The organism is Geminicoccaceae bacterium (assembly GCA_020638465.1).
In the GTDB taxonomy this organism is placed as follows: Bacteria; Pseudomonadota; Alphaproteobacteria; order Geminicoccales; family Geminicoccaceae; genus JAGREO01.
Map to the genome: position 1 here is coordinate 691,063 of JACKIM010000002.1, position 24,568 is coordinate 715,630.

The 24,568-nt window shown below is 58.7% G+C and carries 24 protein-coding genes; 15 read left to right on the forward strand and 9 right to left on the reverse strand.

Going from position 1 to position 24,568, the window contains the following annotated elements:
• The first annotated feature begins 13 nt into the window (after positions 1 to 13).
• The 13 genes from H6851_13600 (at position 14) to H6851_13660 (ending at position 13,983) form a co-directional block, all read left to right on the forward strand.
• A complete protein-coding gene (locus H6851_13600) occupies positions 14 to 745 on the forward strand; it encodes an isoprenyl transferase (protein MCB9944638.1) in 732 nt (243 codons plus the stop codon).
• A 3-nt stretch (positions 746 to 748) separates the two neighbouring features.
• Positions 749 to 1,561 carry a phosphatidate cytidylyltransferase gene (locus H6851_13605; GenBank protein MCB9944639.1) on the forward strand — a complete coding sequence of 271 codons (813 nt, stop codon included), beginning with the start codon at positions 749 to 751 and terminating at the stop codon, positions 1,559 to 1,561.
• Complete coding sequence (locus H6851_13610) at positions 1,558 to 2,760, forward strand: 1-deoxy-D-xylulose-5-phosphate reductoisomerase (GenBank protein ID MCB9944640.1); 1,203 nt, start codon at positions 1,558 to 1,560, stop codon at positions 2,758 to 2,760. Before H6851_13605 ends, H6851_13610 begins: the two co-directional genes overlap by 4 nt.
• 18 nt (positions 2,761 to 2,778) lie before the next feature.
• Entirely contained in the window at positions 2,779 to 3,900 is a 1,122-nt protein-coding gene (rseP, locus tag H6851_13615) for an RIP metalloprotease RseP (protein MCB9944641.1), read from the forward strand.
• A gap of 164 nt (positions 3,901 to 4,064) precedes the next feature.
• Positions 4,065 to 6,338, forward strand: a complete 2,274-nt coding sequence (gene bamA / locus H6851_13620; protein ID MCB9944642.1) for an outer membrane protein assembly factor BamA — start codon at positions 4,065 to 4,067, stop codon at positions 6,336 to 6,338.
• A 10-nt stretch (positions 6,339 to 6,348) separates the two neighbouring features.
• The gene (locus tag H6851_13625; GenBank protein ID MCB9944643.1) at positions 6,349 to 6,909 is read left to right on the forward strand and encodes an OmpH family outer membrane protein; all 561 of its coding nucleotides are present in this window, start codon (positions 6,349 to 6,351) and stop codon (positions 6,907 to 6,909) included.
• Between the two features lie 2 nt (positions 6,910 to 6,911).
• Positions 6,912 to 7,973 (forward strand): UDP-3-O-(3-hydroxymyristoyl)glucosamine N-acyltransferase, encoded by a 1,062-nt coding sequence (lpxD, locus tag H6851_13630; protein MCB9944644.1) that lies wholly within the window; start codon positions 6,912 to 6,914, stop codon positions 7,971 to 7,973.
• Positions 7,970 to 8,443, forward strand: coding sequence for a 3-hydroxyacyl-ACP dehydratase FabZ (gene fabZ, locus H6851_13635; protein MCB9944645.1), 474 nt, complete (start codon positions 7,970 to 7,972; stop codon positions 8,441 to 8,443). The genes lpxD and fabZ overlap by 4 nt, the downstream gene beginning before the upstream one ends.
• 1 nt (position 8,444) lies before the next feature.
• Positions 8,445 to 9,245, forward strand: a complete 801-nt coding sequence (gene lpxA / locus H6851_13640; GenBank protein ID MCB9944646.1) for an acyl-ACP--UDP-N-acetylglucosamine O-acyltransferase — start codon at positions 8,445 to 8,447, stop codon at positions 9,243 to 9,245.
• Between the two features lie 171 nt (positions 9,246 to 9,416).
• Positions 9,417 to 11,027 carry an ABC transporter substrate-binding protein gene (locus tag H6851_13645; protein ID MCB9944647.1) on the forward strand — a complete coding sequence of 537 codons (1,611 nt, stop codon included), beginning with the start codon at positions 9,417 to 9,419 and terminating at the stop codon, positions 11,025 to 11,027.
• A 173-nt stretch (positions 11,028 to 11,200) separates the two neighbouring features.
• On the forward strand, positions 11,201 to 12,835 hold the full coding sequence (locus H6851_13650; protein MCB9944648.1) for an ABC transporter substrate-binding protein: 1,635 nt from the start codon (positions 11,201 to 11,203) through the stop codon (positions 12,833 to 12,835).
• Between the two features lie 106 nt (positions 12,836 to 12,941).
• Positions 12,942 to 13,439, forward strand: a complete 498-nt coding sequence (locus tag H6851_13655) for a GNAT family N-acetyltransferase (protein MCB9944649.1) — start codon at positions 12,942 to 12,944, stop codon at positions 13,437 to 13,439.
• Positions 13,440 to 13,548: 109 nt separating this feature from the next.
• Entirely contained in the window at positions 13,549 to 13,983 is a 435-nt protein-coding gene (locus tag H6851_13660) for a hypothetical protein (GenBank protein MCB9944650.1), read from the forward strand.
• Positions 13,984 to 14,064: 81 nt separating this feature from the next.
• Here the strand turns inward: H6851_13660 and H6851_13665 are convergent, their stop codons facing one another.
• The 8 genes from H6851_13665 to H6851_13700 all read right to left on the reverse strand — a co-directional run bounded on the left by H6851_13665 (position 14,065) and on the right by H6851_13700 (position 20,410).
• Positions 14,065 to 15,588 carry a polyamine aminopropyltransferase gene (locus H6851_13665; GenBank protein ID MCB9944651.1) on the reverse strand — a complete coding sequence of 508 codons (1,524 nt, stop codon included), beginning with the start codon at positions 15,586 to 15,588 and terminating at the stop codon, positions 14,065 to 14,067.
• 13 nt (positions 15,589 to 15,601) lie between these two features.
• Complete coding sequence (locus tag H6851_13670) at positions 15,602 to 15,823, reverse strand: DUF350 domain-containing protein (GenBank protein ID MCB9944652.1); 222 nt, start codon at positions 15,821 to 15,823, stop codon at positions 15,602 to 15,604.
• Positions 15,824 to 15,837: 14 nt separating this feature from the next.
• A complete protein-coding gene (locus H6851_13675) occupies positions 15,838 to 15,987 on the reverse strand; it encodes a hypothetical protein (protein MCB9944653.1) in 150 nt (49 codons plus the stop codon).
• Entirely contained in the window at positions 15,980 to 17,116 is a 1,137-nt protein-coding gene (locus tag H6851_13680; protein ID MCB9944654.1) for a DUF4178 domain-containing protein, read from the reverse strand. The genes H6851_13675 and H6851_13680 overlap by 8 nt, the downstream gene beginning before the upstream one ends.
• Before the next feature lie 113 nt (positions 17,117 to 17,229).
• Complete coding sequence (locus H6851_13685) at positions 17,230 to 17,739, reverse strand: DUF4178 domain-containing protein (GenBank protein MCB9944655.1); 510 nt, start codon at positions 17,737 to 17,739, stop codon at positions 17,230 to 17,232.
• Positions 17,740 to 17,964: 225 nt separating this feature from the next.
• Positions 17,965 to 18,714, reverse strand: a complete 750-nt coding sequence (locus H6851_13690; GenBank protein ID MCB9944656.1) for a complement resistance protein TraT — start codon at positions 18,712 to 18,714, stop codon at positions 17,965 to 17,967.
• Between the two features lie 93 nt (positions 18,715 to 18,807).
• The gene (locus H6851_13695; GenBank protein ID MCB9944657.1) at positions 18,808 to 19,413 is read right to left on the reverse strand and encodes a superoxide dismutase; all 606 of its coding nucleotides are present in this window, start codon (positions 19,411 to 19,413) and stop codon (positions 18,808 to 18,810) included.
• A gap of 88 nt (positions 19,414 to 19,501) precedes the next feature.
• Complete coding sequence (locus H6851_13700; protein MCB9944658.1) at positions 19,502 to 20,410, reverse strand: squalene/phytoene synthase family protein; 909 nt, start codon at positions 20,408 to 20,410, stop codon at positions 19,502 to 19,504.
• On the opposite strand from H6851_13700, the gene H6851_13705 reads away from it, so the two are divergent.
• Complete coding sequence (locus H6851_13705; GenBank protein MCB9944659.1) at positions 20,409 to 21,116, forward strand: squalene/phytoene synthase family protein; 708 nt, start codon at positions 20,409 to 20,411, stop codon at positions 21,114 to 21,116. The two genes, H6851_13700 and H6851_13705, sit on opposite strands and share 2 nt — an antisense overlap.
• Positions 21,117 to 21,131: 15 nt before the next feature.
• Complete coding sequence (locus tag H6851_13710) at positions 21,132 to 22,010, forward strand: VOC family protein (GenBank protein ID MCB9944660.1); 879 nt, start codon at positions 21,132 to 21,134, stop codon at positions 22,008 to 22,010.
• Positions 22,011 to 22,048: 38 nt separating this feature from the next.
• On the opposite strand, the gene H6851_13715 is transcribed toward H6851_13710, so the two are convergent.
• On the reverse strand, positions 22,049 to 24,505 hold the full coding sequence (locus tag H6851_13715) for an EAL domain-containing protein (GenBank protein MCB9944661.1): 2,457 nt from the start codon (positions 24,503 to 24,505) through the stop codon (positions 22,049 to 22,051).
• Positions 24,506 to 24,568: the final 63 nt, after the last annotated feature.

Genomic DNA, 24,568 nt, shown 5'->3' on the forward strand with positions numbered 1-24,568 from the left:
GAGTTCTCCAGCCATGGTCGCAGGAAATCCGGGTGGTGGTGCAGTTCCGCTGGCTCATGTGGCGATCATCATGGATGGGAACCGGCGCTGGGCGCGTGCACGTGGCATGCCGCCGATTTATGGCCACAAGCAGGGTGCCGAATCGGTGCGCCGGGCTGTCGAGGGGTGTTGTCGACTCGGCGTACGGTATCTGACTCTCTACGCGTTTTCGTCGGAAAATTGGCGCCGGCCGCTTGGCGAGATTGGCGAACTGATGAACCTTTTGCGGTTCTATCTGCAAAAGGAGATCAACGCCCTTCATGCCAATGGTGTGCGTGTGCGGATCATCGGTGACCGTAGCCGTCTCGATGCCGACATCAGGAATCTCATCGAGCGGGCCGAGGCCAAGACCGAGGCGAATGAGCGGCTGACCTTGATGGTGGCGTTGAGTTACGGGGGGCGTGACGAACTCGTGCAGGCGGCCCGTGAAGTCGGCCGGGAGGCGGTGGCCGGAAGACTCGACCCGGAATTGATTGATGAAGAGACGTTCGCCAGTTTCCTCTATACTCGCGGTGTGCCGGATCCGGATCTCCTCATTCGCACCAGCGGCGAACAGCGGATCAGCAATTTTCTTCTCTGGCAGCTTGCCTACACCGAATTCGTGTTTCTCGATATCGCTTGGCCGGAGTTTTCCGAGCAACATCTGTGTGATGCGATCGAACGCTATGCAGCACGTGAGCGCCGCTATGGCGCCCGTTCAGGCTAGCCGGTGAGGCCGGACCTTCCCAAACGCCTGTTCGGCGGTGCGGTCGTGGCCTTGATCGCAGCCGTCGAAATCGGCTTCGGTGGCTGGGTCTTGGCGGGTGTACTCCCGTTTCTCCTGTACGGACTCGCGCATGAGTGGACCCGGTTGACGCAGTCAGCACCAAGCTGGCGGGACGATGTGCTTGTTGCTGCAGCACCCGTTCTCGTTGTCGTTCTGTTCGCCCTCGCGTCGAGTTTCGACGGCTGGCGCGGTGACGGGCTCCTGCCCGGTCTGATCGTGCTTCTGGTGGTCATGGCCTTGTCGGTTGCCCTGTTGGGATATCGAGGGCTTCGTCAGCGTATGAGTTGCATTTGTGGTGGAATCTATCTGGGATTGCCATTTCTCTCCTTGTTGTGGTTGCGTGATGACCAGCGGGGGCTCGAGATCGTCGTCTGGCTTGTGGTGGTGATTATCGTGACGGACAGTTGTGCCTATTTCGTCGGCTCGTCGGTCGGTGGCCCGAAGCTTGCGCCGAAGATCAGCCCCGGAAAAACATGGTCGGGTCTGGTCGGTGGTCTCGTGTCGGCCATGGCCGTGGGTACCATCGCCTGCAACCTGATCGGCTTCACCTGGTATTCGGCAGCTCTTCTGGCCGGTGTCCTTGCGTTGATTGCCCAAGGTGGCGATCTGTTCGAATCCTGGCTCAAACGGCGCGCCGGAGTAAAGGACAGCGGTCGTATCATTCCCGGGCATGGCGGACTTCTTGATCGGCTCGATGGTTACATGCTGGCCCTGCCCGCGCTGGCCCTCGTCCTCGTTACCAAAGGTGTTGCATGACCCGAAATGTCCAGCCGCCATCGGTTGACCATCCACGCAGCGTGACGATTCTCGGTGTGACGGGGTCGGTGGGCAGGAGCACCATTGAAGTCATCCGCGAATCGCCGGAATTCTACAAGGTGGTAGCACTGACAGCCTGGGGGCGTGTCGAGGAACTGGCAAGTCTGGCGATTGAGTTCCGTGCCCAAAGGGCGGTAATCGGGCAGTTGGATCTGTTGCCAAGGCTGGAAAGTCTTCTTGGGGGAACGGGCATCGAAGCGATGGCTGGCGAGCAGGCCATTGTCGATGCGGCGGAACTTGATGCCGCATTCGTGATGGCCTCCATCGTGGGAGCAGCCGGTCTGGCGCCGACACTCGCGGCCATTCGACGGGGTGCCCTGATTGGTCTTGCCAACAAGGAATGTCTTATTTGTGCCGGACCGTTACTGCTCGCCGAAGTTAGCAGGCATGGTGCAAAATTGCTTCCTGTCGACTCAGAGCATAGTGCCATATTTCAATCTCTTGAAGGATCATGTTCAAGTTCTGTGGAAACATTGACCCTGACGGCATCGGGCGGTCCCTTTCGCGGTTGGACGCGTGAGCGGATGGCCGGTGCGACGCTGGAGAGCGCATTATCCCATCCCAACTGGTCCATGGGTACCAAGATTACCATCGATAGTGCCACGATGATGAACAAGGCTCTTGAACTCATTGAAGCCTGCTATCTTTTTGATGTCGATGAAACCTCGGTGGAGGTCGTCGTACATCCGCAATCGATCATTCACAGTCTTGTCACGTACAAGGATGGGTCGACGCTGGCACAATTGAGCCCGCCGGACATGCGGGTCCCCATCGCTCATGCGCTGGGCTGGCCGTCGCGTTTGTCGGTGAGCACTGCAAGACTCGATCTGGCGGCGCTTGGCCAGATGACCTTCGAGAAGCCCGATGACGAGGCTTTTCCCGCTCTTCGCCTGGCGCGGCAGGCCTTGAACGCGGGTGGGCCTGCTCCTATCCTGTTCAATGCGGCCAACGAGATTGCGGTGGCTGCATTTGTCGCGGGACGTATCGGCTTTCTCGATATCGTGGCCATCGTTGAGGACGTGCTTGCCCAGGCAGACGGGGGCTCGTTAACGTCTCTTGAAGAAGTCCTGGCCTACGATGCGGCCGGACGTCGTCATGCTGGGGCAAGGGTCGAACGTCACACCTCAATCTTTGTCTAGATCCGGGAAAGGGCCCACATGGACCTGGTCCATCAGTTCGTCACTTATGTGATTCCTTTTGTCGTTATCCTGTCCGTGGTCGTTTTCATTCATGAATACGGTCACTATTGGGTCGCACGGCGTAACGGCATCAAGGTCGAGACTTTCTCTATCGGTTTCGGGCAGGAGATTTTCGGCTTCAACGATCGGCATGGCACCCGCTGGAAGGTCAGCTGGATACCCCTTGGCGGCTATGTGAAGATGCTGGGTGACGCCGATGCCACCAGTGCGACTGCGGATGCCGCGACAGCCGAGGATCCGGACAGTTTTCCGGCAAAGACGGTGTGGCAGCGGATGGCGGTCGTCGTTGCCGGACCGGCAGCCAATTTCATCTTCGCCATTGCCGTCCTTGCCGGACTGTTCATGATCAGTGGCCGCCCGTACACTCCGGCAGTCGTGGCGGAGATCCGGGACGGCAGTCCGGCTGCCGAGGCAGGTCTGCTTCCGGAAGACCGTATCGTGGCGGTTGATGGCGCGGCAATTTCGAGTTTTCAGGATCTGCAGGAATATGTGCGGCCGGCAGCCGAGATGCCTCTGCTGTTCACGGTCAGGCGCGGGGATACGCAGTTCGATGTCACCGTGACGCCGGCCCTTGAGGAAATCGAGGATCGTTTCGGTCAGGTGCACCGGGTCGGGTTGGTTGGTATAACCAGCAACTCCATCGAGTTCAGGACGAGTTCGCCGGGGATGGCCGTATTCGAGGCCGTGTCCGAAACCGGCAAGATGGTCGTCGGTACCCTCAAGGCGCTGGGCGAGATGATTGTCGGCAGCCGCAGTGCGGACGAACTGGGAGGCCCGCTGCGCATTGCCCAGATGTCGGGAGAGATCGCACAGGACGGTCTGGTTCCCGCCATATGGTTCACAGCGGTCCTTTCAATCAATCTGGGGCTGATCAATTTGTTCCCCATCCCGATGCTGGACGGCGGTCATATCGTGCTCTACACCATCGAGGCCGCACGCGGGCGGCCATTGACGGAGAGAAGTCAGGAGATCGCCTTTCGGGTCGGTCTGGCGATGGTGTTGAGTCTTATGGTTTTCGCCACTTGGAACGATCTCGTTCATCTTGACGTGATATCGTTCGTGACTGGACTCATCTCCTGATTTCAAAGGCTGGGCGCGGATTTTTAACCGCATTCGAAGCCTGAACGCACCTGCGTCTCCGGGCCAATGGCCGGGTTTCCGCCGCGGGCGAGCCACTCCCCTATATCTCGGCAAGGGAGTGCTTTCAGTCGTGGCCTGGAGACATGGGTTCAATCATGCGTCGTATGCTATCTGTTATCGGAGCCTTGCTGTTCCTTGCGACCCAACTTCCGATTGCATTTCCAGTTCGGGCGGAATCGCCTGACGACCGCATTCAGAACATCATCATTGAAGGCAACCAGCGTATCGAAGATGCCACAGTTGAAAGCTATCTGTCGATACATCGCGGCGATACCTTCGATTCGACAGCGCTCGACAATTCCCTGAAAAATCTCTTTGCCACCGGTTTGTTCGACGATGTGGTCATTCGCCGGACGGGGAATGATCTCGTCGTGTCGGTGGTCGAGAATCCGATCGTCAACCGGGTCGCGTTCGAAGGCAATCTCCGTATCGAGGATAGCGTGCTCGAATCGGAGGTCCAGATCCGGCCACGGGTGGTCTACACCCGAGCGCGTGTGCAGACAGCCGTATCCCGCATCCTTGAGTTATACCGACGAAACGGTCGCTATGCCGCGCAGGTCAATCCAAAGATCATCGAACTTGACCAGAATCGTGTCGATCTCGTCTTCGAGATCGAGGAAGGTCCCGAGACCAAGGTCGCCGGCATAAGCTTTATCGGTAACGAGAAGTTCTCGGACAACACCCTGCGGGGTGTGATCGAGACGAAGGAAAGCGCGTTCTGGCGGATATTGTCCAGCGCGGATACCTACGATCCCGACCGTCTCGCCTTCGATCAGGAATTGCTTCGTCGTTTCTATCTCGAACGGGGATATGCCGAATTCGCGGTCGTTTCGGCCATCGCTGAACTTACGCCGGATGGCAGTGCTTTCTACATCACGTTCACGGTCGACGAGGGAGACCTTTACCATTTCGGTAAGATCGATCTCGAAAGCTCCATACGTGACCTTTCACTCGATGACCTGCGATCACTGGTCCAGACCGAGGAAGGCGAGGTCTACAATGCCAACCAGGTGGAAAGTACCATCCAGGCGCTCACCGACAAGACCGGCGAACTGGGCTACGCCTTTGCCAATATTGATCCGGTGACGCAGATTGATCGCGATGCGCTGACGATCGCGATTACCTATTCGATCGCCGAGGGGCAGCGGGTCTATGTCGACAGGATCAACATTACCGGGAACGTCCGCACGCTGGATGAAGTGATCCGTCGCGAGATGCGGTTGTCCGAAGGAGATGCCTATAATGTGGCGCTGCTGAGGCGTTCGCAGCAACGCATTCGCAATCTGGGCTATTTCGACAGTGTCGATGTGACCACCAGTCAGGCTGCGGCTGCCGATCGCATCGACATCAATGTCAAGGTCTCGGAACGATCGACAGGTGAACTTTCGTTCGGTGCCGGCTTTTCGACCAGCGATGGTCCGTTGTTCGATATCCGTCTGACCGAACGCAATCTTCTCGGTACGGGAAACAGCATCTCCTCGAACCTTACCGTTTCAGGCCGTCGGCAGGACGTCGAGTTCAGCTACACCAATCCCTATTTCCTCGATCGGGAATTGGCTGCGGGAATCGACGTCTTCCGGCGCAGGACCGATTTTCAATCGGAAAGTTCGTTCGACGAGACATCGACCGGCGGCGTGCTTCGTGCCGACTATCCGCTCACCGAACATCTGCACCATTCGGTCCGGTACACACTACGCGAGGACAAGATCGAAAGTGTCTCGAATTCAGCTTCGGTGTTCATCCGTGAAGAGGAAGGCAGTCGTATAACATCTTCCATAGGCGAAACGTTCACTTATGACTTGCGTGACACTCGCTTTCTTCCATCTGAAGGTTACCTGTTGCGGCTCGATCAGGAACTGGCAGGACTCGGCGGTGACAACAAATTCATCATGAATGAGGGCCGTGCAGATTACTACTATCAGATTTACCCTGACGTTGTGTTGAATTTGGGCGCGGGTTTCGGTTACATTCACGGCTTGACTGGCGAGGATGTTCATTTGTCCAACCGTTTCTTCATCGGTGGTTCGAGCCTGCGCGGATTCAAGGCAGGCGGCATCGGGCCGCGCGACTCGGAGACGGACGACTCGCTGGGAGGGAACTTGTACTATACGGGAACGGCCGAGGTTCGTTTCCCTCTGGGGCTGCCCGAGGAGTTGAGAATGTTCGGACGCACATTTGTCGATGTCGGTTCATTGCATGAAATCGACGTGCACGGTCCGACCCTGATCGACAACAGCGATCCGAGGGTCGGTGCGGGCATTGGCTTGTCCTGGCTTTCGCCGCTTGGCCCCTTGTCGATCGACTTTGCGCAGGCCGTGGTCAAGAAGGATGAAGACCAGACAGAGAGTTTCAGAATCTCATTCGGCACAAGGTTCTGAGGTAACACCCATGGTTCGACTCCTCTTTCTCGTTGTGGGGCTTGTCGGGACTTTGTTGCCTGCAGTGGCCATGGCGCAGGCTGTGGAGCCTCTGGAGCCGGCTGTTGCCGCGGTGATCGATTATCAGCGTATCCTGCGAGATGCCAAGGCAGCCCAGAGCATACGCAACCAGGTCGAGGCGCGCCGAAAGCGTTACCAGGACCAGATCGCCAGGGAAGAGCAGCGTCTGCATGAAGAGGACAAGGCATTGACGAAGCGGCGGACGATCCTGTCTGCCGAAGCCTATGCAGAGAAGCGGCAGGCGTTCGAGGCCGATGTCGGCGAAGTCCAGCGAATGGTCCAGGAACGGCGACGCCAGCTTGACGATGTCTCGTCCGAAGCCCTTTCCCAGGTGCGCAATACCCTGATCGAGGTAGTAGGCGATCTGGCGGAGCGGGCCGGCTTCAACGTTGTGTTGCCGAGCTCGGGCGTGCTCCTTTTTTCGCCGCGCATCGATCTGACCGAGGAAGTGCTGACACGGCTCGACGCCAAACTGCCCGATGTGAAGCTTTCTGACGCCAGCGCCGACTGACGATGGCCGACCCGAGGTTTTTCGGTCATTCGGGGCCTCTGGCCTTGCCGCAGTTATTGCACCATTCGGGCGGAATTCTGGTTGGCGGGGAGACCGTAAACCGACCGTTCAACGGTGTCGCAGCACTCGACGATGCTGCGCCGGACGATGTGTCCGTCCTGGCTGCTCCGCGCTATCGTGACATGGCAGCGGTATCAAGGGCTGGCCTGATCGTCGTGGCGGAAGGACAGCGTTCGAGCCTGCCGCCTTCGGCACTGGCCATTGTCGTCGTTGACCCGCAAATGGCTTTTGGTCGCATTGCCCGGGCGTTTCATCCGGAGCCCTGCCCACGGGACATGCCTTTCAAACGCGATGAACGCTTCGGGCAGGCTTTCGTCGATCGTCATGCCGTTGTTCATGAGCGTGTTCACCTGGCTCCGGGCGTCGTCGTTCACGCGGGGGCCGAAATCGGGGAAGGGGTACGGATTGCGGCTCATGCGGTCATCGGCTCCGGCGTTGTCATCGGTGCGCGAACCGCTGTCGGGGCCGGGGCCAAGGTCAGTCATGCGCTGATCGGCGATGATGTCGTCATTCAGGCCGGCGCGGTCATTGGCGAAGCCGGGTTCGGTTTTGCCATGGGGCAGTTTCCATTCGAGGATATTCCCCAACTCGGTCGTGTTATCGTCGAGGATGGCGTGCGGATCGGTGCGAATACGACCATTCACAGGGGCAGCCTCAAGGATACCGTGATCGGAGCCCATAGTCGGATCGACAATCTGGTGATGGTCGCCCACAATGTGCGCATTGGCACCGGAGCGGTGATCGTTGCCCAGACGGGGTTGTCGGGAAGCAGCGAGGTTGGTGATCGATCGGTCCTGGGAGGGCAGACCGGGGTCGCGGGGCATTTGAGCATCGGTTCGGGCGTACGGCTTGCTGCCCGTTCCGGTGTGACGAGAGACGTTCCGGATGGTGTCGTGTATGGGGGGTTCCCGGCGCAGCCGATCGGTCGTTGGCGTCGCGAGATTGCGGTATTGCGTCGGTTGCTGTCGGGATTTGAACGAAAGAACGGAGAAAAACTCTCATGACCGAGCCAGCATTCGAGCCGGGGACCGTGCTCGCCGATGTTGAGGCACATCAGATCATCGATTGTATCCCGCATCGCTATCCGTTTTTGCTGGTGGATCGGGTCACGGAAATGACCGCCTTCGAACGGGCCGTCGGGATCAAGGGCGTCACTCTCAACGAACCATTTTTCCAGGGCCATTTCCCCGGTGACCCGATCATGCCCGGAGTGCTGCTCATCGAGGCCATGGCCCAGACGGCGGCTGTCCTGGTGGTGTCGTCGCGCAACCGTTTGGGGCAGGGCGACGGCGTCTACTTCATGGCCGTCGACCAGGCCCGCTTCCGCCGGCCGGTCAGGCCGGGCGTGCTGCTTCGCTTCGAGGTGTGCAAGGAACGGCAGAAACTCGGTATCTGGCGCTTTGCGGGCACGGCGAGGGTCGGGGACGATGTGGTGGCCGAGACCCTGTTTACAGCCAAGGTGCTGGACGCATGAAATGACATCTATCCATCCGACGGCGATTGTTGATGCTCGTGCAACAATCTCGCCGGGGGTAGAGATCGGTCCCTATTGCATCGTCGGCCCCGATGTCGTTCTCGGCGATGACTGTCGGCTGATTTCACACGTCGTCATTGATGGCCGTACGCAGCTTGGCAAGGAGTGCCGGGTCCATCCCTTTGCAGTCATCGGCCAGCCGCCCCAGGACATGAAATATCGTGGTGAACCGTCGGAACTCTTCATCGGCGCACGCACGGTGATCCGCGAGCATGTAACCCTGAATCCCGGCACCGAACGCGGTGGCATGGTCACCCGCGTCGGGACGGATTGCCTGCTGATGGCCACAACCCACGTTGCTCATGACTGTCAGGTTGGCAATCATGTGGTCATGGCGAACAATGCCACCTTGGGCGGTCATGTCCATGTCGGAGATCACGCGGTTCTCGGTGGCCTGTCTGCCATCCACCAATATGTGCGGATTGGCCACCATGCCATGATCGGCGGCATGAGCGGGGTTGAGCGCGATGTCATTCCCTATGGTTCGGTCATGGGCAACCGTGCGCATCTTTCGGGCCTGAATACGGTCGGCATGAAACGTCGGGGCATAGGCCATGATGAAATCATCGTCATGCGTCAGGCTTACCGCATGATGTTCGAAAGCGAGGGAACGTTTGCCGACAGGCTGGCCGAAGTTGCGGAACTGTTTGCCGACCGCCCCCGGGTCATGGAGATCGTATCGTTCATCCGCGAAGCGACCCAACGTTCCATCTGCACGCCGGAGCGCCTGCGCAATGTTTGAGATGTCTCCTGTACACGGGCACCGCTGAATCGGGGCTTCCCGGGCAGATTTGACGTCATGCCGCCCATGACATAGGGTTCGAGCGATTGCCTGCGTACCAGGTAGCGCCTCCGCGTGACGCGTCTGATCGCGTCGCATGAATGACCACTCTTCCAAGAGGACGTGTCAAACATGACGCAGAATTCCAAAGACCTCTTCATTGACCATCTGATCGAACGCGGTCGTTCGCGAACGATCGGCCGGCGACAATTCATGCGGGATGCGCTGGCGACAGGCATGACCGTGAGTGCAGCAACTGCAATGTGGGCCAGCAGTGTCGAAGCCCAGACGCCCAAGCGGGGAGGCAACTATCGCGTTGGCATGCATGATGGTAATACCACCGACAAGCTTGATCCCGGGACGACGGAAAGCGTCTACATGATCCAGCTGAACCACGCGATGCGCAGCTATCTTACCGAAATCACGAATACCAACGAGATAGGACCGGATGCGGCTGCGAGTTGGGAAGCCTCCAACGGGGCAAGAACCTGGAGGTTTGAACTCGCCAAAGGAGTGGAGTTTCACAATGGCAAGGAGTTCACCTCAAGCGATGCTGTCGATTCGCTCAATTTCCATCGAAAGGAGAATTCGCCTTCGGCGGCGAAGCCATTGCTGGAAGACATAGAAGACATCCGTGCCGACGGAAAACATGCGTTGATCGTCGAAGCCAAAAGCGGCAATGCCGATCTTCCTTATCTCCTGTCGGACTATCACCTGGTGATGATGCCTTCCGATGGCGAAGGAAATGTCGATTGGGAAAGTGGCATCGGGACAGGACCCTACAAGATCGAGGCGCACGACCCGGGGGTGCGTACGGAACTGTCCCGACATGACGGTTATTTTCGCGAGAATCAGGCCTTCTTCGATTCGGTCGTGACCACGGTGGTCAATGATGTCAATGCGCGGCAGACCGCACTCGTGACCGGAGAGTTCGACGCCATCAGCGATGTCGACCTGAAGACGGTGGCACTGCTGGGGCGCGATCCGAACATCGAGGTCGACGAGGTTCCGAGCGGGGCACATGTCACGATCCCGATGTTCTGCGACACCGCACCGTTCGACGATGTCAATGTTCGCCTGGCGTTGAAGTTTGGCATTGATCGCGACGCGGTCGTCGAAAAGATCCTCCTGGGACATGGTACCGTCGGAAACGACCACCCGATTGGCCAGTCATTGCCATACTGGGCCAACCTCGAACAACGTCATTACGATCCCGACAAGGCGAAGTTCCACCTCAAGCAGGCCGGGCTCAGCAAGCTGGCGGTCGATCTGTCGACGGCCGATTTCATCTTCTCGGGTGCGGTCGACATGGCGGTTCTCTTCAAGGAGAGTGCTGCGGCATGTGGTATCGATATCAATGTGATACGCGAACCGAATGACGGTTACTGGTCGAATGTCTGGCTGAAGAAGCCGTTCGTGGTGGTTCAGTGGGGGCAGCGGCCGACGCCTGATGTGATGTTCTCGCTGGCCTACAAGAAAGGTGCCCCGTGGAACGAAAGCCATTGGGACAACGAGCGTTTCAACATGCTTTTGGACGAGGCCAAGGCCGAACTCGATAATGGCAGGCGAACGGAAATGTATCGCGAGATGCAGCAACTCTGCCGCGACGATGGCGGTGCCATCGTGCCGTTCTTCCGCAATCGGGTTTATGCTCGCCGCTCGAACCTGCTGCATGGCCCGAACCTCGCGGGGAACTGGGAACTCGACGGTGCCCGCTCGTTCCAGCGTTGGTGGTTTGCCTGACAAATATCCCCGTGACGTGCGGCATGGAGCGGACAGCCGCATATCTCCTGTCGGGGAAAGATATCCGTATCCATGATTTGTAAACCAGCATTGGTTATCCTGTCGGGATGCTGAAGGTATGGTGCTGTGGTTCGTTGCCTTCAGTATGAAACGGTGATTGCAGGGACCATGACATGGATAAATCTTCGGGACGGCATCCGTTCATCGACATCTTCAGGCAGGATATCCATGCGGGAAGGCTGAACAGGCGCGAGTTTCTTGCACTTGCGACAGCCTTTGGTGCAACCACCGCAGCGGCATATGGGTTGATCGGCCAGGCGGTACCGAGCCTGGCTCAGGCCTCGTCCGGTGTCAGGGGCGGGGTGCTGAAGGTCGCCATGCGGGTTCGTCCGCTTGGAGACCCGCGAGTCTTCGCGTGGTCCGAGATGGCCAATATCGCCCGGCAATTCGTCGAGCCGTTGGTGCGGTACACGACCAGCTTCACCTTCGAGCCATGGTTGCTCCAATCATGGGACATAAGTGACGATGCGCGGGACTATACCTTGCATGTGCGCAAGGGTGTCACCTGGAGCAATGGCGATCCGTTCAATGTTGATGACGTGATCTTCAACATCGAACGCTGGTGTGACCGGACTGTCCCCGGAAATTCGATGGCCGGGCGCATGACACCGCTGATTGACCCTAAGACCGACCGCATTTACGCAGATGCGGTCGAGCGGGTTGACGACCATACACTCAGGCTTCATCTGTCATCTCCCGATATCACCATCATTCCCGGGATGTCGGATTATCCTGCACTGATCGTTCATCGCGACTTCGACCGTACTGGTGCCAGGCTTTCGGCATGGCCTGTCGGCACCGGACCGTTTCAGCTCGATCATCTCGATATGGGGATATCGGCGTCTGTCAGTCGTCGCGAAGGCTGGTGGGGTGGTGACGTCTTTCTCGACGGTATCGAGTGGATCGACTTCGGTAGCGATCAGCAGGCCATAGCGGCCGCCTTTCGAAATGGAGATATCCATACGAACTACGAGACAACGGGAGAAAACATCGCTGTCATGGATGCGCTCGGCCTGACACGGCATGATGCCGTATCGGCGGACACCGTGGTGATCCGTACCAACATCCATCAATCGCCCTACAACGATATCCGTGTCCGGCAGGCCCTACAGTTCGCCGTCGACAACGAGAGGGTGCTCATGTCGAGTTGCAGGGGGTTCGGGGTTGTCGCCGAAAACCATCATGTCAGTCCGATACACCCCGAATACGCCGAGTTGCCGAGAGTCCGGCGCGATCTCGACAAGGCGAGGGCGCTCATGGCCGAAGCGGGGCAGCTCGACTTCGGACATGAGCTCGTTTCCATCGACGACGAGGACAGGCGGGATACGGCTGACGAGGTTGCGGTTCAGTTGCGTGAGGCCGGGTTCAATGTGCGCCGTACCGTCTATCCAGGAGATATCTACTGGAATAATTGGACCCGATACCCTTTTTCGATCACGAACTGGAACATGCGCCCGCTTGGGGTTCAGGTGCTTGCACTGGCTTACAGGACCGGCGAGTCGTGGAACGAGACGGGGTTCAGCGATCCGGAGTTCGACAGGAAACTCAAGCAGGCCATGTCCATCGCGGATGCTGACAGGCGTCGGGAAGTCATGAGGGATCTGGAACTTATTCTTCAAAGATCGGGTGTGATTATCCAGCCCTATTGGAAATCACTGTCAAAACACTGTGTGCCCGGTGTTCACAATGATGCTATGCATCCGGCCTATGAAATGCATTTCGAAAAGGTCTGGCTTGATCCCGATTGATACGCGTTGGTAAGTAGCCGAACTGGGCCTTCTTCGGGACCAGCTCGAATATTCTGGGATTTGAGGAGAAGAAGTGTCTGATTCGCGTAAAATTCCGCGACAAAGTGTGACTGTACGCCGAATCGGCCCGGAATTTCACGACTGGATACTGGGAATCAACGCTGCCAATGTTCCCGAGGTAGGGAGCATGGACCATGCCGGGCTTATGGAGCGCCTTGCGATGCCGCACTGGCTGGGAGCGGCATTCATGGGTGATCGTCCGGTGGGTGTATTGCTCGGCATGCGTGAAGGCGCTGCCTATCGCAGTCCGAATTATCTCTGGTTCAACCAGCGCTACGATCGGTTCATCTATGTCGACCGGATCATGATCGACGAGGCCGCACGTGGCCTGGGGGCAGGCCGAGCTCTCTATGATCGTTTCGTCGAGGATTTCGCGGATGATGCCCAATGGTTGTTCTGCGAGGTGAATACCCTGCCGCCCAATCCACGATCATTACGCTTTCATGACAGTCTTGGAATGATGAAGATCTCGGATCTGGTCCATGTGCCGGGCGAAAAGGCCGTTGCGATGCTCGGACGCTGTCTTCGATCCCGGGATGGGTGACATCGTCACGCTCGACGTTGGCAGGCCGGAATCGGCTTCGGGGTTCACGAACATTTAAACCCCTTGGGTGCATGGTGATCCCGCATGGATCAAGCTGGACCCCGGAACAATGAATCAGGTCGACTATCATCATCTGCGTCGAAGTCTCGTTCTTCTTGCCGGTCAACGAAGCGTGCTCGCTGCCGGGCTTGTCGACCGAGTGGGAAAATCACTTCCGGAGCTTGCCGGAAGATTGCGTGGAGAGCCGTCGGAGCAACTGGCGATCGCATTGCTTGAGGCGGCACGATGTGCTCTCTATTGGCAGAACATCGAACCCATGTTGCGCAATTCCGGTCGGGATCTGGCCGTTCTGGGGGTGCGCAGCCGGGACTACGATACACTGGCGCAGTCATGGATCTCGCTCTTGGCCGAGATGATTGGCGAGGCCTGGGATGACCCCCTCGAACAGGCCTGGCGCAGCGTCGGAAGGGAGTTCTTCGATGCCATGCGCGGCGGACACAGCAGCACGACGGCGACCAATCCTTCGGTGATGGTCTACGACTGAGCAGGGTGGATATGGAGTCCGGACCTCCGTTCTGACTTCATATCCATGCTGACCATTGTTGACATGACTTGGGCAGTGCTGTCAGCGGAACCAGTGGTCCCAGCCCTTTTCATAATAGGCTGGCAACGGGTGGTCGATGATGGTGTTCTCCTCAATATCGACCTTCGCCATATCGTCAGGAAAATACTGCATCTCTTCGAACATTGATGGTTCGAAGAAGCGCAATCCATCCGGTATGGCGGCATGCGGATTGCGCGGAATACGCATGCCGGCCATGACGAATCCCCATTCGCCGAAGCTGGGGACATAGGCATGGTAAGGGAGGGTGTAGAACGTCTCTCCCTTGTCCAAGGGGGAAAGCGTCGCTCCCAGGGTTTCCTCGATGCACCAGAACGCCTCCCGGGCAAACAACGGCGACGTTGCCTGGGTGACGAGCAACCCGTCATGCGACATGTGTCCGGCGAGCAGGCTGTAGAAGCTGCGGCTGTAGAGGCGCGAAATCTGCAGGTCGTGGGGATCGGGCAGATCCAGAATGATGACGTCGTAGAGCTGATCGTTGCTTTCGAGAAATTTCCAGCCATCCTCGTTGACGATCTCCACCCTCGGATCGTTCAGGGATCGGCCATTCAACGAAGCCAGCCGGTCATTGTCACGAAAAAGGGATGTCATCACCGGATCGATATCGACCAGGGTGATATGATCGACGTCAGGCCAACGTTCCACCTCACGCGCGCCCATCCCATCGCCGCCACCCAGTATGAGCACATTGTTGCGGCGACTTGCTCGCGACATGACGGGATGGACGAGGCTCTCATGATAGCGATATTCATCCAGCGTGTCGAATTGCAGGTTGCCATTGAGGAACAGCTGCACGCGGTCCCTTTCCGCTGTAACCACCAGTCGCTGATAGGGGGTATCCTCACTGAAGATAATTTCCGAATCGAACAGCCTTGCCTCGATGAAGCCGACCATGCGCTCGCTGTTGACGAAGGCCGTGCACAGGACGGCCAGACTGGGCAGGATCAACCAAAGGGTTCGCGGCAGGTGGAACAGGCGCGCAGCCAGCAGGGCTGTGGCGAGGTTCAGCAGTCCGAACACCAGGGCGGTGCGGATCAGCCCCAGCTGCGGCACCAGTACCAATGGAAAAAGCAGAGCCGCAGCGAGTGCGCCGATATAGTCGGCGGTGAGAATGTTGGAGATGTTGATACGCAGTTCGGCGCGACGTTCGAGAATCCGAAGAACCAGCGGAATCTCCAGTCCGACCAGCGTCCCGATGAGTATGCAGAGCGTGAACAGCAGCGCATCATAATTGTCGATCAGCACAAAGGCATTGAACAATGCCAATGCGCTGAGTCCGCCGGCCGTTGCCAACGCCACCTGGGTCACTATAAAGGCCGATTCGATGTGTTCGACATGACGCGAGAGCCATGCACCAATGCCCATGGCCGACATGAACAGGCCAATGACGAGCGAGAACTGATAGACCGAATCGCCCAGCAGATAGCTGGAGACGGTCCCGGCGATCAACTCGTAGACCAGACCCGCCGTGGCGATGACGAAAGTCGCGACGAGCAGCGGCAGGTAGGGATTGGCATCCACGATCAGGGTTGTTCGCGGGTTATCGGATGACGTTGCCGATGATGATCGAAAGGGCTATCGCGGCCGCGCCCATGAGGATGGCAAGGGCGATGTTCTGGTCCTCGATCAACTCTTTCTGGATCGAGAAATGGGTGATCTTGTCGAGAATCCAAAAACAGGCGAGGAACAGCCCGAACCCCAGAAAGGTGTAGACAATCGTGGCGACCAACTCGCTCAACCTGATGCCGTCGAGGATATCCATGGAACCTCTACCCGTTACTTGACGCCAAAACTTGTGCCGTTGCCCAGACTGCCGGAGCGGACGCTGCGGACCACCGTACTGCTTTCAGCCCCCACACCGTACCAGGTGGCATAGGTTACACCGGCCGTTATCACGATGAAGACGGTCGCCACGAGTCTAGTCATCGGTGTCGTCCCAGCGCTTCTTCTCGAATTTCCACCGCCTGTATGCAGGCATGGCCATACAAAGGATCGAGATTGCCAGCAAGCCTGTGAAGTAACGCCGGGGCATCGCACCTTCGAGGATCCGGACCTGCAGCGGCGGCACCTGGACGCTTTCCGGATCGAGCTCGATCTCCATGTTGTACCGACCGGCGGCCGGAACGCGAAAGAGTGTGGAGGTCGTTTGCGATCCCTCGCTCCAATGGCCATCGTCATAGCCGTGATAATAGGAAATCTCGGATCCCAGTTCGAGAATGGGTTCGCCTTCGTCGTCTTCTATGGACACGTCGTAATAGGCCCAGCCATTGTCGACCGGTGAGCGCATTTCGAGATTCACAAGTTGATTCGGGCGATGGATTTCGAAGGAAAGCGGGCTGAGTCCACTGGCAGGGTTGCCGAAACTGTCATTCAAGACGACCGTTCCGCCTCCGATGACCCATGTCATGAGCAGGCCGCATAGGGCTGCGGCTGTGGCAAACGGACCGACGCTGGCAATAGCCGTGGTGAAGGCACTTTCCTCGAAGGGCTGGGCGGGGTGAATGTCCGCACTGCGTGAGGCGCCGAGATCGACACCAAATGCCGCTTCAGCCTCGGATCGAGGGATATATTCCGATAGAGTATATTCAAGCTCGCTGCCGGATTGCTCGTATTCGAAGACGAAGGGCGGGGAGATGGCTTCGACGATACTTGTCGTGTCGCCGAGGTGCGCGAGCCAGGTCAGTTCACCCTCGACGAACGTGATGTTCGCCTCGTAGCGCTCGTACTGCCTGTAGATCCGGTCACGGAATGTCACAGTGCCCTTGCGATGGAAGTCTGACAAGACGGGCGGATCGGGCAGGTCACGAACCCGTCGGCTGAAGATGACATGGGCATCGTTCCAGGTCAGCCATGCATAACCGTGGGTGGGGGAGAAGATCTGGTAACTGACCCAGTCATACACACCCCACTCATCGCGGCTACGATAAGCGACCGTGCCGATGATTGCGAACGGTACGCCCTTGATCTGCCCCTCCATGCCAATACCGAACGGACTCGAGGGACGTTCGAGATTGCGATACTGGGCCAGGATGGCAAAGTCGGCATGTGCATCCATTACGGCCCCGCAATAGGAACAGACGAGGCTGCGTACCTGATGCCCCCCTTTAAGCGGCAGGGGTGCCGCGCAGGAAGTGCACTGGATTGATCGCAGAGTTTCCGGAGCGGTGATCATGCGATCTCGATCTCGAAGGGATCGACCCATAATCCATCGGTGCCGGTAATGTCGCCATTTTCGTTTTCGATGGTCACCAGTTGCGACAGCGGGCCACTCAAATGGGCATAATCGAAGCGTTGGCCGGGCATGAGAACTTCCGGCAGTTCGCCGCGCACGGCACGCACGATGCCCGTGCCGATCTCGCTGACAACCAGTGTTCGACCCGCGACGACGATACCGTTGCCGAGCCGCATGCGGGACCAGTCGTCGAGCTGGATGGAGTCGTGAGGAAGGGGGCGCTCGAAGGCGAGATCGCCTTCGTCGACGCTGATCCAGACGCCATCACCGTGTTCGACCACCCACCATTCATCCCAGAAGCCATGCTCGTAATCGATCCGCGCATGCCCCATCGGTGTGAAACTGCGACCACGCCAGGAAAAGCTCCGGTGCATCTCGATGAGCGATGGTACGGTGGCCATGGTGCCGCTCCTGCCGGCCAGTCGCAAGGCATCGTCCTCAAGCATGACGACACTGTCGCAATAGTTACAGGTGACGATTTTCAACCGTTGAATACGTGTTTCGAGCTGAGCACCGCAATTCGGGCAGTTCCGTGACATGTCGGGAAAGAACCATCGAGCCTGAACGTTGACAAGGGCATAGCAAATCTGACGCGATAGTTGAAGATTTGCTATGGCGGATTTCCGTCGGGGAGTTTGCCATCCGGCTCGGTGCACCCTGTATCGCCGGACTCAGAAAATGCCCGCAATCGAACGGGTGAGACCATCAACCAGTTGTGGCGCCGCATCCGGCCAGTCGAGATTGGCCTGGTTGGCCGTGGAAACCACACGGCTTCTATAGCGCTTCCATCGGCCCTGACCGCTCGAATACTGGCTGATCGAACCGCTCGATCCCTGAGACGATTTCAGTTCCTCGTCCTGGCTCACATAATCGCCAGGGGCCACGCGCTCCGAGATCTGGATATCGGTGATGATCGAATAGGTGACATCCTGCACGAATGCATCGGCCACTGTGGCGATACCCGCGCCAAGCAATGCACCGCCGGCCGTCAAGACGCTATCCTTGCCACCGGCCTTGCCGAGACCCCAACCGGCAGCGGCGCCGACGGCCCCACCGGTGAGGACACTGCCGAACCCACCCCGATTGGCTTCCTCGGCGGCTGTCTGGCTGGTCTTCCCGGCCTGTAGCACATTGGCCTGCAGCATGAACTGTGCACGATCCGGGTCGCCCGTCACCCGAAAGCCGTTGACATTCAATTTTTCGATGATGTCGCGTTCGATGTCGAAGTCAGGCTTGTCGGAGGTATTGCGAACCTCGACATAGACAACTCTTGCCGACGGTCTCACCGGATCCAGGAAAATGGTGTCCGACATCTTCGTCTGCACATCGAGATTGCGCTTGGCAATGCTCGTTGACGTCGCGGCACAACCGCTGATGGCCATCGTGAGTGCCAGGGCGATGAGTGTCTTGTGCAGATCCATGAGCAATATCATCCTCGACAGGCAAACGGGGCCGAAAGCCGGCCCCGTTTTCGATCGAAGCGACCGACCAAATGGCCGGCAGGACTTCGGGGATCAGGCGGTGGCGTTGGCGAGTTCGCCTTCGACCGCTTCCCAGTTTACCAGATTGTTCAGGAATGCTGCCAGATATTCCGGGCGACGGTTCTGGTAATCCAGGTAATAGGCATGCTCCCATACGTCGATACCAAGCAGGGGGATCATGCCATCGACCAACGGATTGAGACCGTTGGCGGTCTTCGTCACCTTGAGCTTGTCGCCATCCAGCGCCAGCCAGGCCCAGCCCGAACCGAACTGGGTGGCGCCAGCCTGCTTGAACGCCTCGGCAAACTTGTCGTAGCCGCCGAAATCGTTGTCGATGCGACGGGCAACCTCGCCGCCGGGCTTGCCGCCACCGCCCTTCCTCATTACCCGCCAGAACAGGCAATGGTTCCAGTGCTGACCGGCATTGTTGAGGATACCCGCCTTGGCCGGGTCCTTGGAGCTCTCAACGACGATGTCCTCAAGGCTTTTGCCTTCGAGTCCCGAGCCTTCGATCAGGTTATTGAGATTGGTGACATAGGTCTGGTGATGCTTGTCGTGGTGCAGGTGCAGGGTCTGCGACGACATGTAGGGAGCCAGCGCTTCATAGTCGTACGGTAGGTCTGGGAGCTCGAATGCCATGGTTTCCTCATCTTTTCGATCGTGATGGAAATAGCGGTCTCCAACCCGCTAGATAGGAGCAATGGGCGCTTGTGGGAAGGCCCAAGGGTCAGGTTTCAGCGCGGATATGCCGTTCATTTCCTCGCGAAGACGTCATTTGAATGGCACAATTCGCATAATGAGCAAGAATTCGCTTGAGAATGAGCTGGTTCTCCGGGGCGAGAATCTGCATCAGCCGGTTGCGTGCCTCATTCGTGGCATTGGCGAAAGTCGACAATCGTTCGAACAGGCGATGGCGGAGGATTATCACCTCCCGCGCACCTTCTCCCGCAAGCCGGCTTGCGAGCGCCTCGCGATCATCCGACAGATCGTCCCACAATTCCCGTGGAATGGTGAGAAGGTTGTGGCCGGCGCGGGCATCCTGCACGAGGTCGCGCATGATGTGCGTGAGATAGCAACTGATTCCCAACGGGCGGGCAAGATCCCAGATTTCCTCATTGCTCGTGTTCGAAGACAGATTGCATGTGCTGTCGTCGGCGGCGAGCAGCCAGGTGAAGACATAGGTCGGCGCCACAGTGGCACCTTCCGCATAGGCGAGAAAATCCTCGAATGTCGGCATCAGCTGTCCGAGTGCATCCGCTCGCATGGCCAGGGCCAGGGCATCCCAGGGGCGCGGGCCGAGGTCCGCGCCGGGCAGGGTGCGCGAAAGTTCGAACAGTATATCGGCTTCGAGCGGGTCGTGGGTCCCGGGAGCGATTCCCGATGCAGCAGTGCGGATATTCTCGCGCCACGACGCGATGCGTGCCAGGGTCGGGCTTTCAGGGCCGCGATCGCAAGCCGGCTGATGATCGACATGGTCATCGATCATCCGCATCGCCATATAGGTGGCAACGAACAACTCCTGCCTGGCCTGGCCGAAGTTTCGGGCCTCATGACAGATCAGGCTGTCCCGGCCGAATGTCAGGCGTGCGAGGTTGTCGCGGGCACGATTTCGGTTCGAGGTGGTTACGGGTTTCATGGGCGGGAACATTACAGTTGAACAGGACAAGCGCAATTCAAACCCGGCTGCCATGGCCGAAGCCGCGGCCGATTGTGATCTCGACCGCTACATCTCGATCGCAACGGTCCCCTTCATGCCCGCTGGATCGCGACGACAGCTGACCGCACTCATCCTGTTTCATCATGAACTGCGAAGAATTCCCCACCTTGCAAGCGAACCTTTCCTTGGCCTGATCCGCCTGCAATGGTGGCGCGATCGGCTCGCGGCAAATGATCGTGCGGGGCCTGATTTTCTGCCCGACCTGCTGGATATCGCCGCGTTGAATCGCGATGGCCTCTATGATCTCATCGACCTGTTCTCGTCGATGCTCGAGATGCCCGAGCGGACAGGAGACGTGGATGCGTCGGTTGCCACGCGTACCGCGGCGAGGCTCCAGCGGCTTTTTGCCGAAACGCTGGGAGTTGGCGACGCGGGTCTGGTGCGGCGCGCTTCGGCCGTCGGTGCTGCATACAGCCTGTCGCTCAGTGGCGATCCCCGGGACCGCGAGAAGGCCGGCAACTATCTCCGGCGGGCCCGCGCTGGCCGCCCGCCGCCACGAACGGCCATGGCTGCCTTCACGCTTGCCCGCCTGGCCGACCACCGTCTTGCGCACGGCGTGAATGCGCGCCCGCCGGTATCCATGCCCTTTCGTATCATGGCTGCCTGCATGCAGCGTCGGATTTGACTGGGAGAGCAGAGCATGACGACAAGCCGGGAAATGGGGGAGAACATGCCGAAACTGACAATCGACCATGTGGGACTGTTTACTGATAATCTGGATGCACTGGCAAAGCGGCTCGAAGGGTTGGGTCTGCGGCTGACACCCTTCACGCCGCAGTACAACCGTGGGCCAGACGGTGAGCCTGCGGCTGCCGGAACTGCCAACCGGCTCGCGGTTCTGTCCCGAGGCTATCTCGAATTCCTGACGCCGATCGCTGATTCACCGCTGGCCTCGCAGATGCGCGAGCGAATCGATCGGTACCGTGGGTTTCATCTGATCGCATTCGGTAGCGATAATGCGCAAGCAGACCATGAGCGCCTCAAGACTGGAGGTTTCGAGCCCCTGCCTCTGGTGAATCTGCAACGCCCCGTGAAAATCGAGGGGAAGCCGGATGCCGACACCGTGGCACGGTTCTCGGTAGTGCGCGTGCCTCCCAATGCCATGTCCGAGGGGAGGATCCAGATTTGCCAGCACCACACACCTGAATATGTCTGGTGCCCGCCATGGTCTCCGCAGGCGAATGGCTGGCAATCGCTGAGCGATATTGCCATCTGCGTCGAGGATGCGGACAAAGCGGCGCGACGCTATGCAGCCTTCAGCGGCATCGAGCCACGACGCACGGGGGACGGCAGCTGGCTGCTGATGACCGGACGGGGGCGCATCGCAATCTTGAACCAGGCTGCCTGCCGTGCGGTCATCAACCTGCCTGTATCGTTTGTTCCCTGCATTCCCGCGATTGCGGTGACCTGCACCGGTGAACCCGCGACTATCGACCTGAGGCCGCAAGCCCACGGCATCATCGAACTGATCGAACCCGACGGCGAACCGTCATGGATCAAAGGCGGTTCCAAGGTGTGAACCGTTTGCGGAAGACTCACCCTGTTTCGATCCATTCGTCAGGTAGGGCCCGAGCGGGATGGGTGACGTCGGATCATGCTTGTCGCTCCGATAGTATTTGCCGGATTTTGGACAGGCGGCGTGGGTTGCGCCATCCGTGTACCGGCCCGCCAGGGTGAGGGGCCGCCCCGATACTTTGCCAGAATCCGATCAAGACTGCGGGCAGGACGGTCCCACAGGAATCCCTGACCGAAATGGCAGCCCATCGAGGCGAGGGTTTCGTGCTGGGCCGCCGTCTCGATTCCTTCGGCAATCACGATGATGTTCATTTCAGACGCCAGATCGATGATGTGCTGGACGATCTTCCTCGTCCGCAGCTCGGTGGTGATCAGGCTTGTGAACGACCGGTCGAGCTTCAGTGTGTCGACATCGAGGCGGGCAAGATATTGCAGGGATGCGTATTCGCTGCCGAAATCATCAATCGCAATGGAATAGCCAGCTTTCTTGAGTTTTGTCAGTCGTGCCAGACTGTCGTCATCGACAAAGGCCGATTCGGTGACTTCGATCCGGATCCGGGCCGCAGCCTCCGGTTTGTCGATGGCAGCGGACAGGGCTGCATGGACCAGATGGTCCGATCCGAGTTGCAGGGGCGAAACATTCACCGATATGCGGAAGTTTCCGGGTAGGGTATCGACGGCCAGCTCGACGGAGGTCAGCACGGAGTGGAAGACCCAGTCACCCAACGCGTTGATGTATCCATGCTTTTCCGCCAAGGGGACGAAGTCGTCTGGGGAGACGTTGTCGAGATCAGGCGAGTGCAAGCGTGCGAGCGCTTCCGCACTGACGATTTCTCCGCCGCCAAGATCGACGATAGCCTGATAGTCCAGGTAGAACAGGTCGTCATTTCCGACGACCTTGAGGGCGTCGATGATGCGTTCCTGGCGTGCCCGTTCGACGTGCATCGCCTCCGTGTAGTAACGGCTGCAATCGCCTCCACTCGATTTGGCGTAATATTGCGCGATGTCCGCCTTGCGCAGCAATTCGAGGAGCTCGTGTCGTGTCGGCGCGGGCGGGGCATCGTCTGCATGGCCGCTGTAGTCTGCAGTGGCAAGACCAGTGCTGGCCGTCACGCGCACAGGCCGGTCGCACATGAGGAATTCGGCCTTGAATGCATTTTCGATCGCGCGGCGCGTCTGGTCGACGGCTCCTTTCGACGTGTTCGCAAACAATGTCGCAAACTCGTCACCGCCGATGCGTGCCGTGGCCACCACGGGCTTCGCAATGCTGTCGAGGCGCTGTCCGACCTCGATCAGCAATCGGTCGCCATAGTCGTGACCATGAACGTCATTGAGCAGCTTGAAGCCATCGATATCGATGTAGGCGACGCCGATCGGGCGTGTTTCCGTCATGGCATGGTTGATCAGGCCGCGACGGTTGAGCAATCGCGTGAGCGGGTCGGTTCGGGACAGCTCGATCAGGCTCTTTTCCGACTCTGCGTATGCGGCGACGGCGATGCGTGCTCGAATGATCAGCAGCACCAGGATGACGATGCCAAGGGTGGCGACGATCATTTCCTCCACCATGCTGGCATCATCGGCAAATATTCCGACGACCAGCGGAAGGGCCGCAGCGGTCACGATGGCAAACGACCGGATCGCGGACCAGTCGCCGCGAGCTTCAGTCGCCGGTCTGGAGATATCTTCGGCCGACGGGGCGAGGCAGGCGGCCACCCACAGGAAGGACGAGAGCGGATAGACATCGAATGCTGCCGCGCCGATGGCCCATCCCGAGAGTTCGATGACGTTGTGGACAATCACGTCGCCACCGATCATGAGTAGCCATCCGGCCATCAAAAGCCGAAAGGCACGGCCGCGCAGGATATCGATGAAGATCAAACGGGCAACGAGCCCGGTGATGAAGACATATCCGGCCGGAGCCACCACGCCCAGGCCAAGGGCAAGCGGCAGGAGGTCATATGCCATCCAGCCCGGAACGGCCACGAAGGGAATGACCACTGCCGTATAGGCAATCAGGATGATCGCGACTTCGAGCCGGGTATCGGTGATGCTGTCGGTCTTGCGTAACCGTATGACTGCTGCAAGTGCTGCCACGGCCGCACCGCCCTGGAGGGCCAGCATCATGAATATGAGCCAGCCATTCCACAGCATGATATGGCCGGTATGCATCGTCAGCGGCCTCAGCGTGAAGCTCGCAATCAGGATCAGGAGCATGATCCACGGAAGCTTGCTTGTCGGCCGGGTAATGATGATGCCGGCAAGGAGTGCCAGGGTTGCGAATGCGCAGGATATCCCTCGAACGGCAAGATGGTTCAGGAATGCCGTATCGAAATTGGTATCGGCCATTGCCGGAATGAAACCGCTGAGATAGCCGATGATACCGGCTGCAATGGCGAGGTTGGAAGCGCGCCGGCGCCACTGATCCGCTCCGATCCGGGGATCGGCAGGAGACGGCCCGTCCGTATCGTGGGAGTGTCTCTTGGCGCGGTCGCTGGACATTTTGGCGATCTGCCTCTCAAGCAGTCGATTGGACCCTTTCAAAATGATATTGCTTTTTTAACA

Bases quoted from the DNA above. Each gene is read 5' to 3' on its own strand.
- H6851_13670 (MCB9944652.1), bottom strand. From the start codon at position 15,823: ATGGATATCCTCGACGGCATCAGGTTGAGCGAGTTGGTCGCCACGATT.
- fabZ (MCB9944645.1), top strand. From the start codon at position 7,970: ATGACCGAGCCAGCATTCGAGCCGGGGACCGTGCTCGCCGATGTTGAG.
- H6851_13625 (MCB9944643.1), top strand. From the start codon at position 6,349: ATGGTTCGACTCCTCTTTCTCGTTGTGGGGCTTGTCGGGACTTTGTTG.
- H6851_13685 (MCB9944655.1), bottom strand. From the start codon at position 17,739: ATGCTTGAGGACGATGCCTTGCGACTGGCCGGCAGGAGCGGCACCATG.
- H6851_13650 (MCB9944648.1), top strand. From the start codon at position 11,201: ATGGATAAATCTTCGGGACGGCATCCGTTCATCGACATCTTCAGGCAG.
- H6851_13645 (MCB9944647.1), top strand. From the start codon at position 9,417: ATGACGCAGAATTCCAAAGACCTCTTCATTGACCATCTGATCGAACGC.
- H6851_13710 (MCB9944660.1), top strand. From the start codon at position 21,132: ATGACGACAAGCCGGGAAATGGGGGAGAACATGCCGAAACTGACAATC.
- bamA (MCB9944642.1), top strand. From the start codon at position 4,065: ATGCTATCTGTTATCGGAGCCTTGCTGTTCCTTGCGACCCAACTTCCG.
- H6851_13600 (MCB9944638.1), top strand. From the start codon at position 14: ATGGTCGCAGGAAATCCGGGTGGTGGTGCAGTTCCGCTGGCTCATGTG.
- H6851_13690 (MCB9944656.1), bottom strand. From the start codon at position 18,714: ATGGATCTGCACAAGACACTCATCGCCCTGGCACTCACGATGGCCATC.
- lpxD (MCB9944644.1), top strand. From the start codon at position 6,912: ATGGCCGACCCGAGGTTTTTCGGTCATTCGGGGCCTCTGGCCTTGCCG.
- H6851_13680 (MCB9944654.1), bottom strand. From the start codon at position 17,116: ATGGATGCACATGCCGACTTTGCCATCCTGGCCCAGTATCGCAATCTC.
- H6851_13700 (MCB9944658.1), bottom strand. From the start codon at position 20,410: ATGAAACCCGTAACCACCTCGAACCGAAATCGTGCCCGCGACAACCTC.
- lpxA (MCB9944646.1), top strand. From the start codon at position 8,445: ATGACATCTATCCATCCGACGGCGATTGTTGATGCTCGTGCAACAATC.
- rseP (MCB9944641.1), top strand. From the start codon at position 2,779: ATGGACCTGGTCCATCAGTTCGTCACTTATGTGATTCCTTTTGTCGTT.
- H6851_13610 (MCB9944640.1), top strand. From the start codon at position 1,558: ATGACCCGAAATGTCCAGCCGCCATCGGTTGACCATCCACGCAGCGTG.
- H6851_13695 (MCB9944657.1), bottom strand. From the start codon at position 19,413: ATGGCATTCGAGCTCCCAGACCTACCGTACGACTATGAAGCGCTGGCT.
- H6851_13705 (MCB9944659.1), top strand. From the start codon at position 20,409: ATGGGCGGGAACATTACAGTTGAACAGGACAAGCGCAATTCAAACCCG.
- H6851_13675 (MCB9944653.1), bottom strand. From the start codon at position 15,987: ATGACTAGACTCGTGGCGACCGTCTTCATCGTGATAACGGCCGGTGTA.
- H6851_13715 (MCB9944661.1), bottom strand. From the start codon at position 24,505: ATGTCCAGCGACCGCGCCAAGAGACACTCCCACGATACGGACGGGCCG.
- H6851_13660 (MCB9944650.1), top strand. From the start codon at position 13,549: ATGAATCAGGTCGACTATCATCATCTGCGTCGAAGTCTCGTTCTTCTT.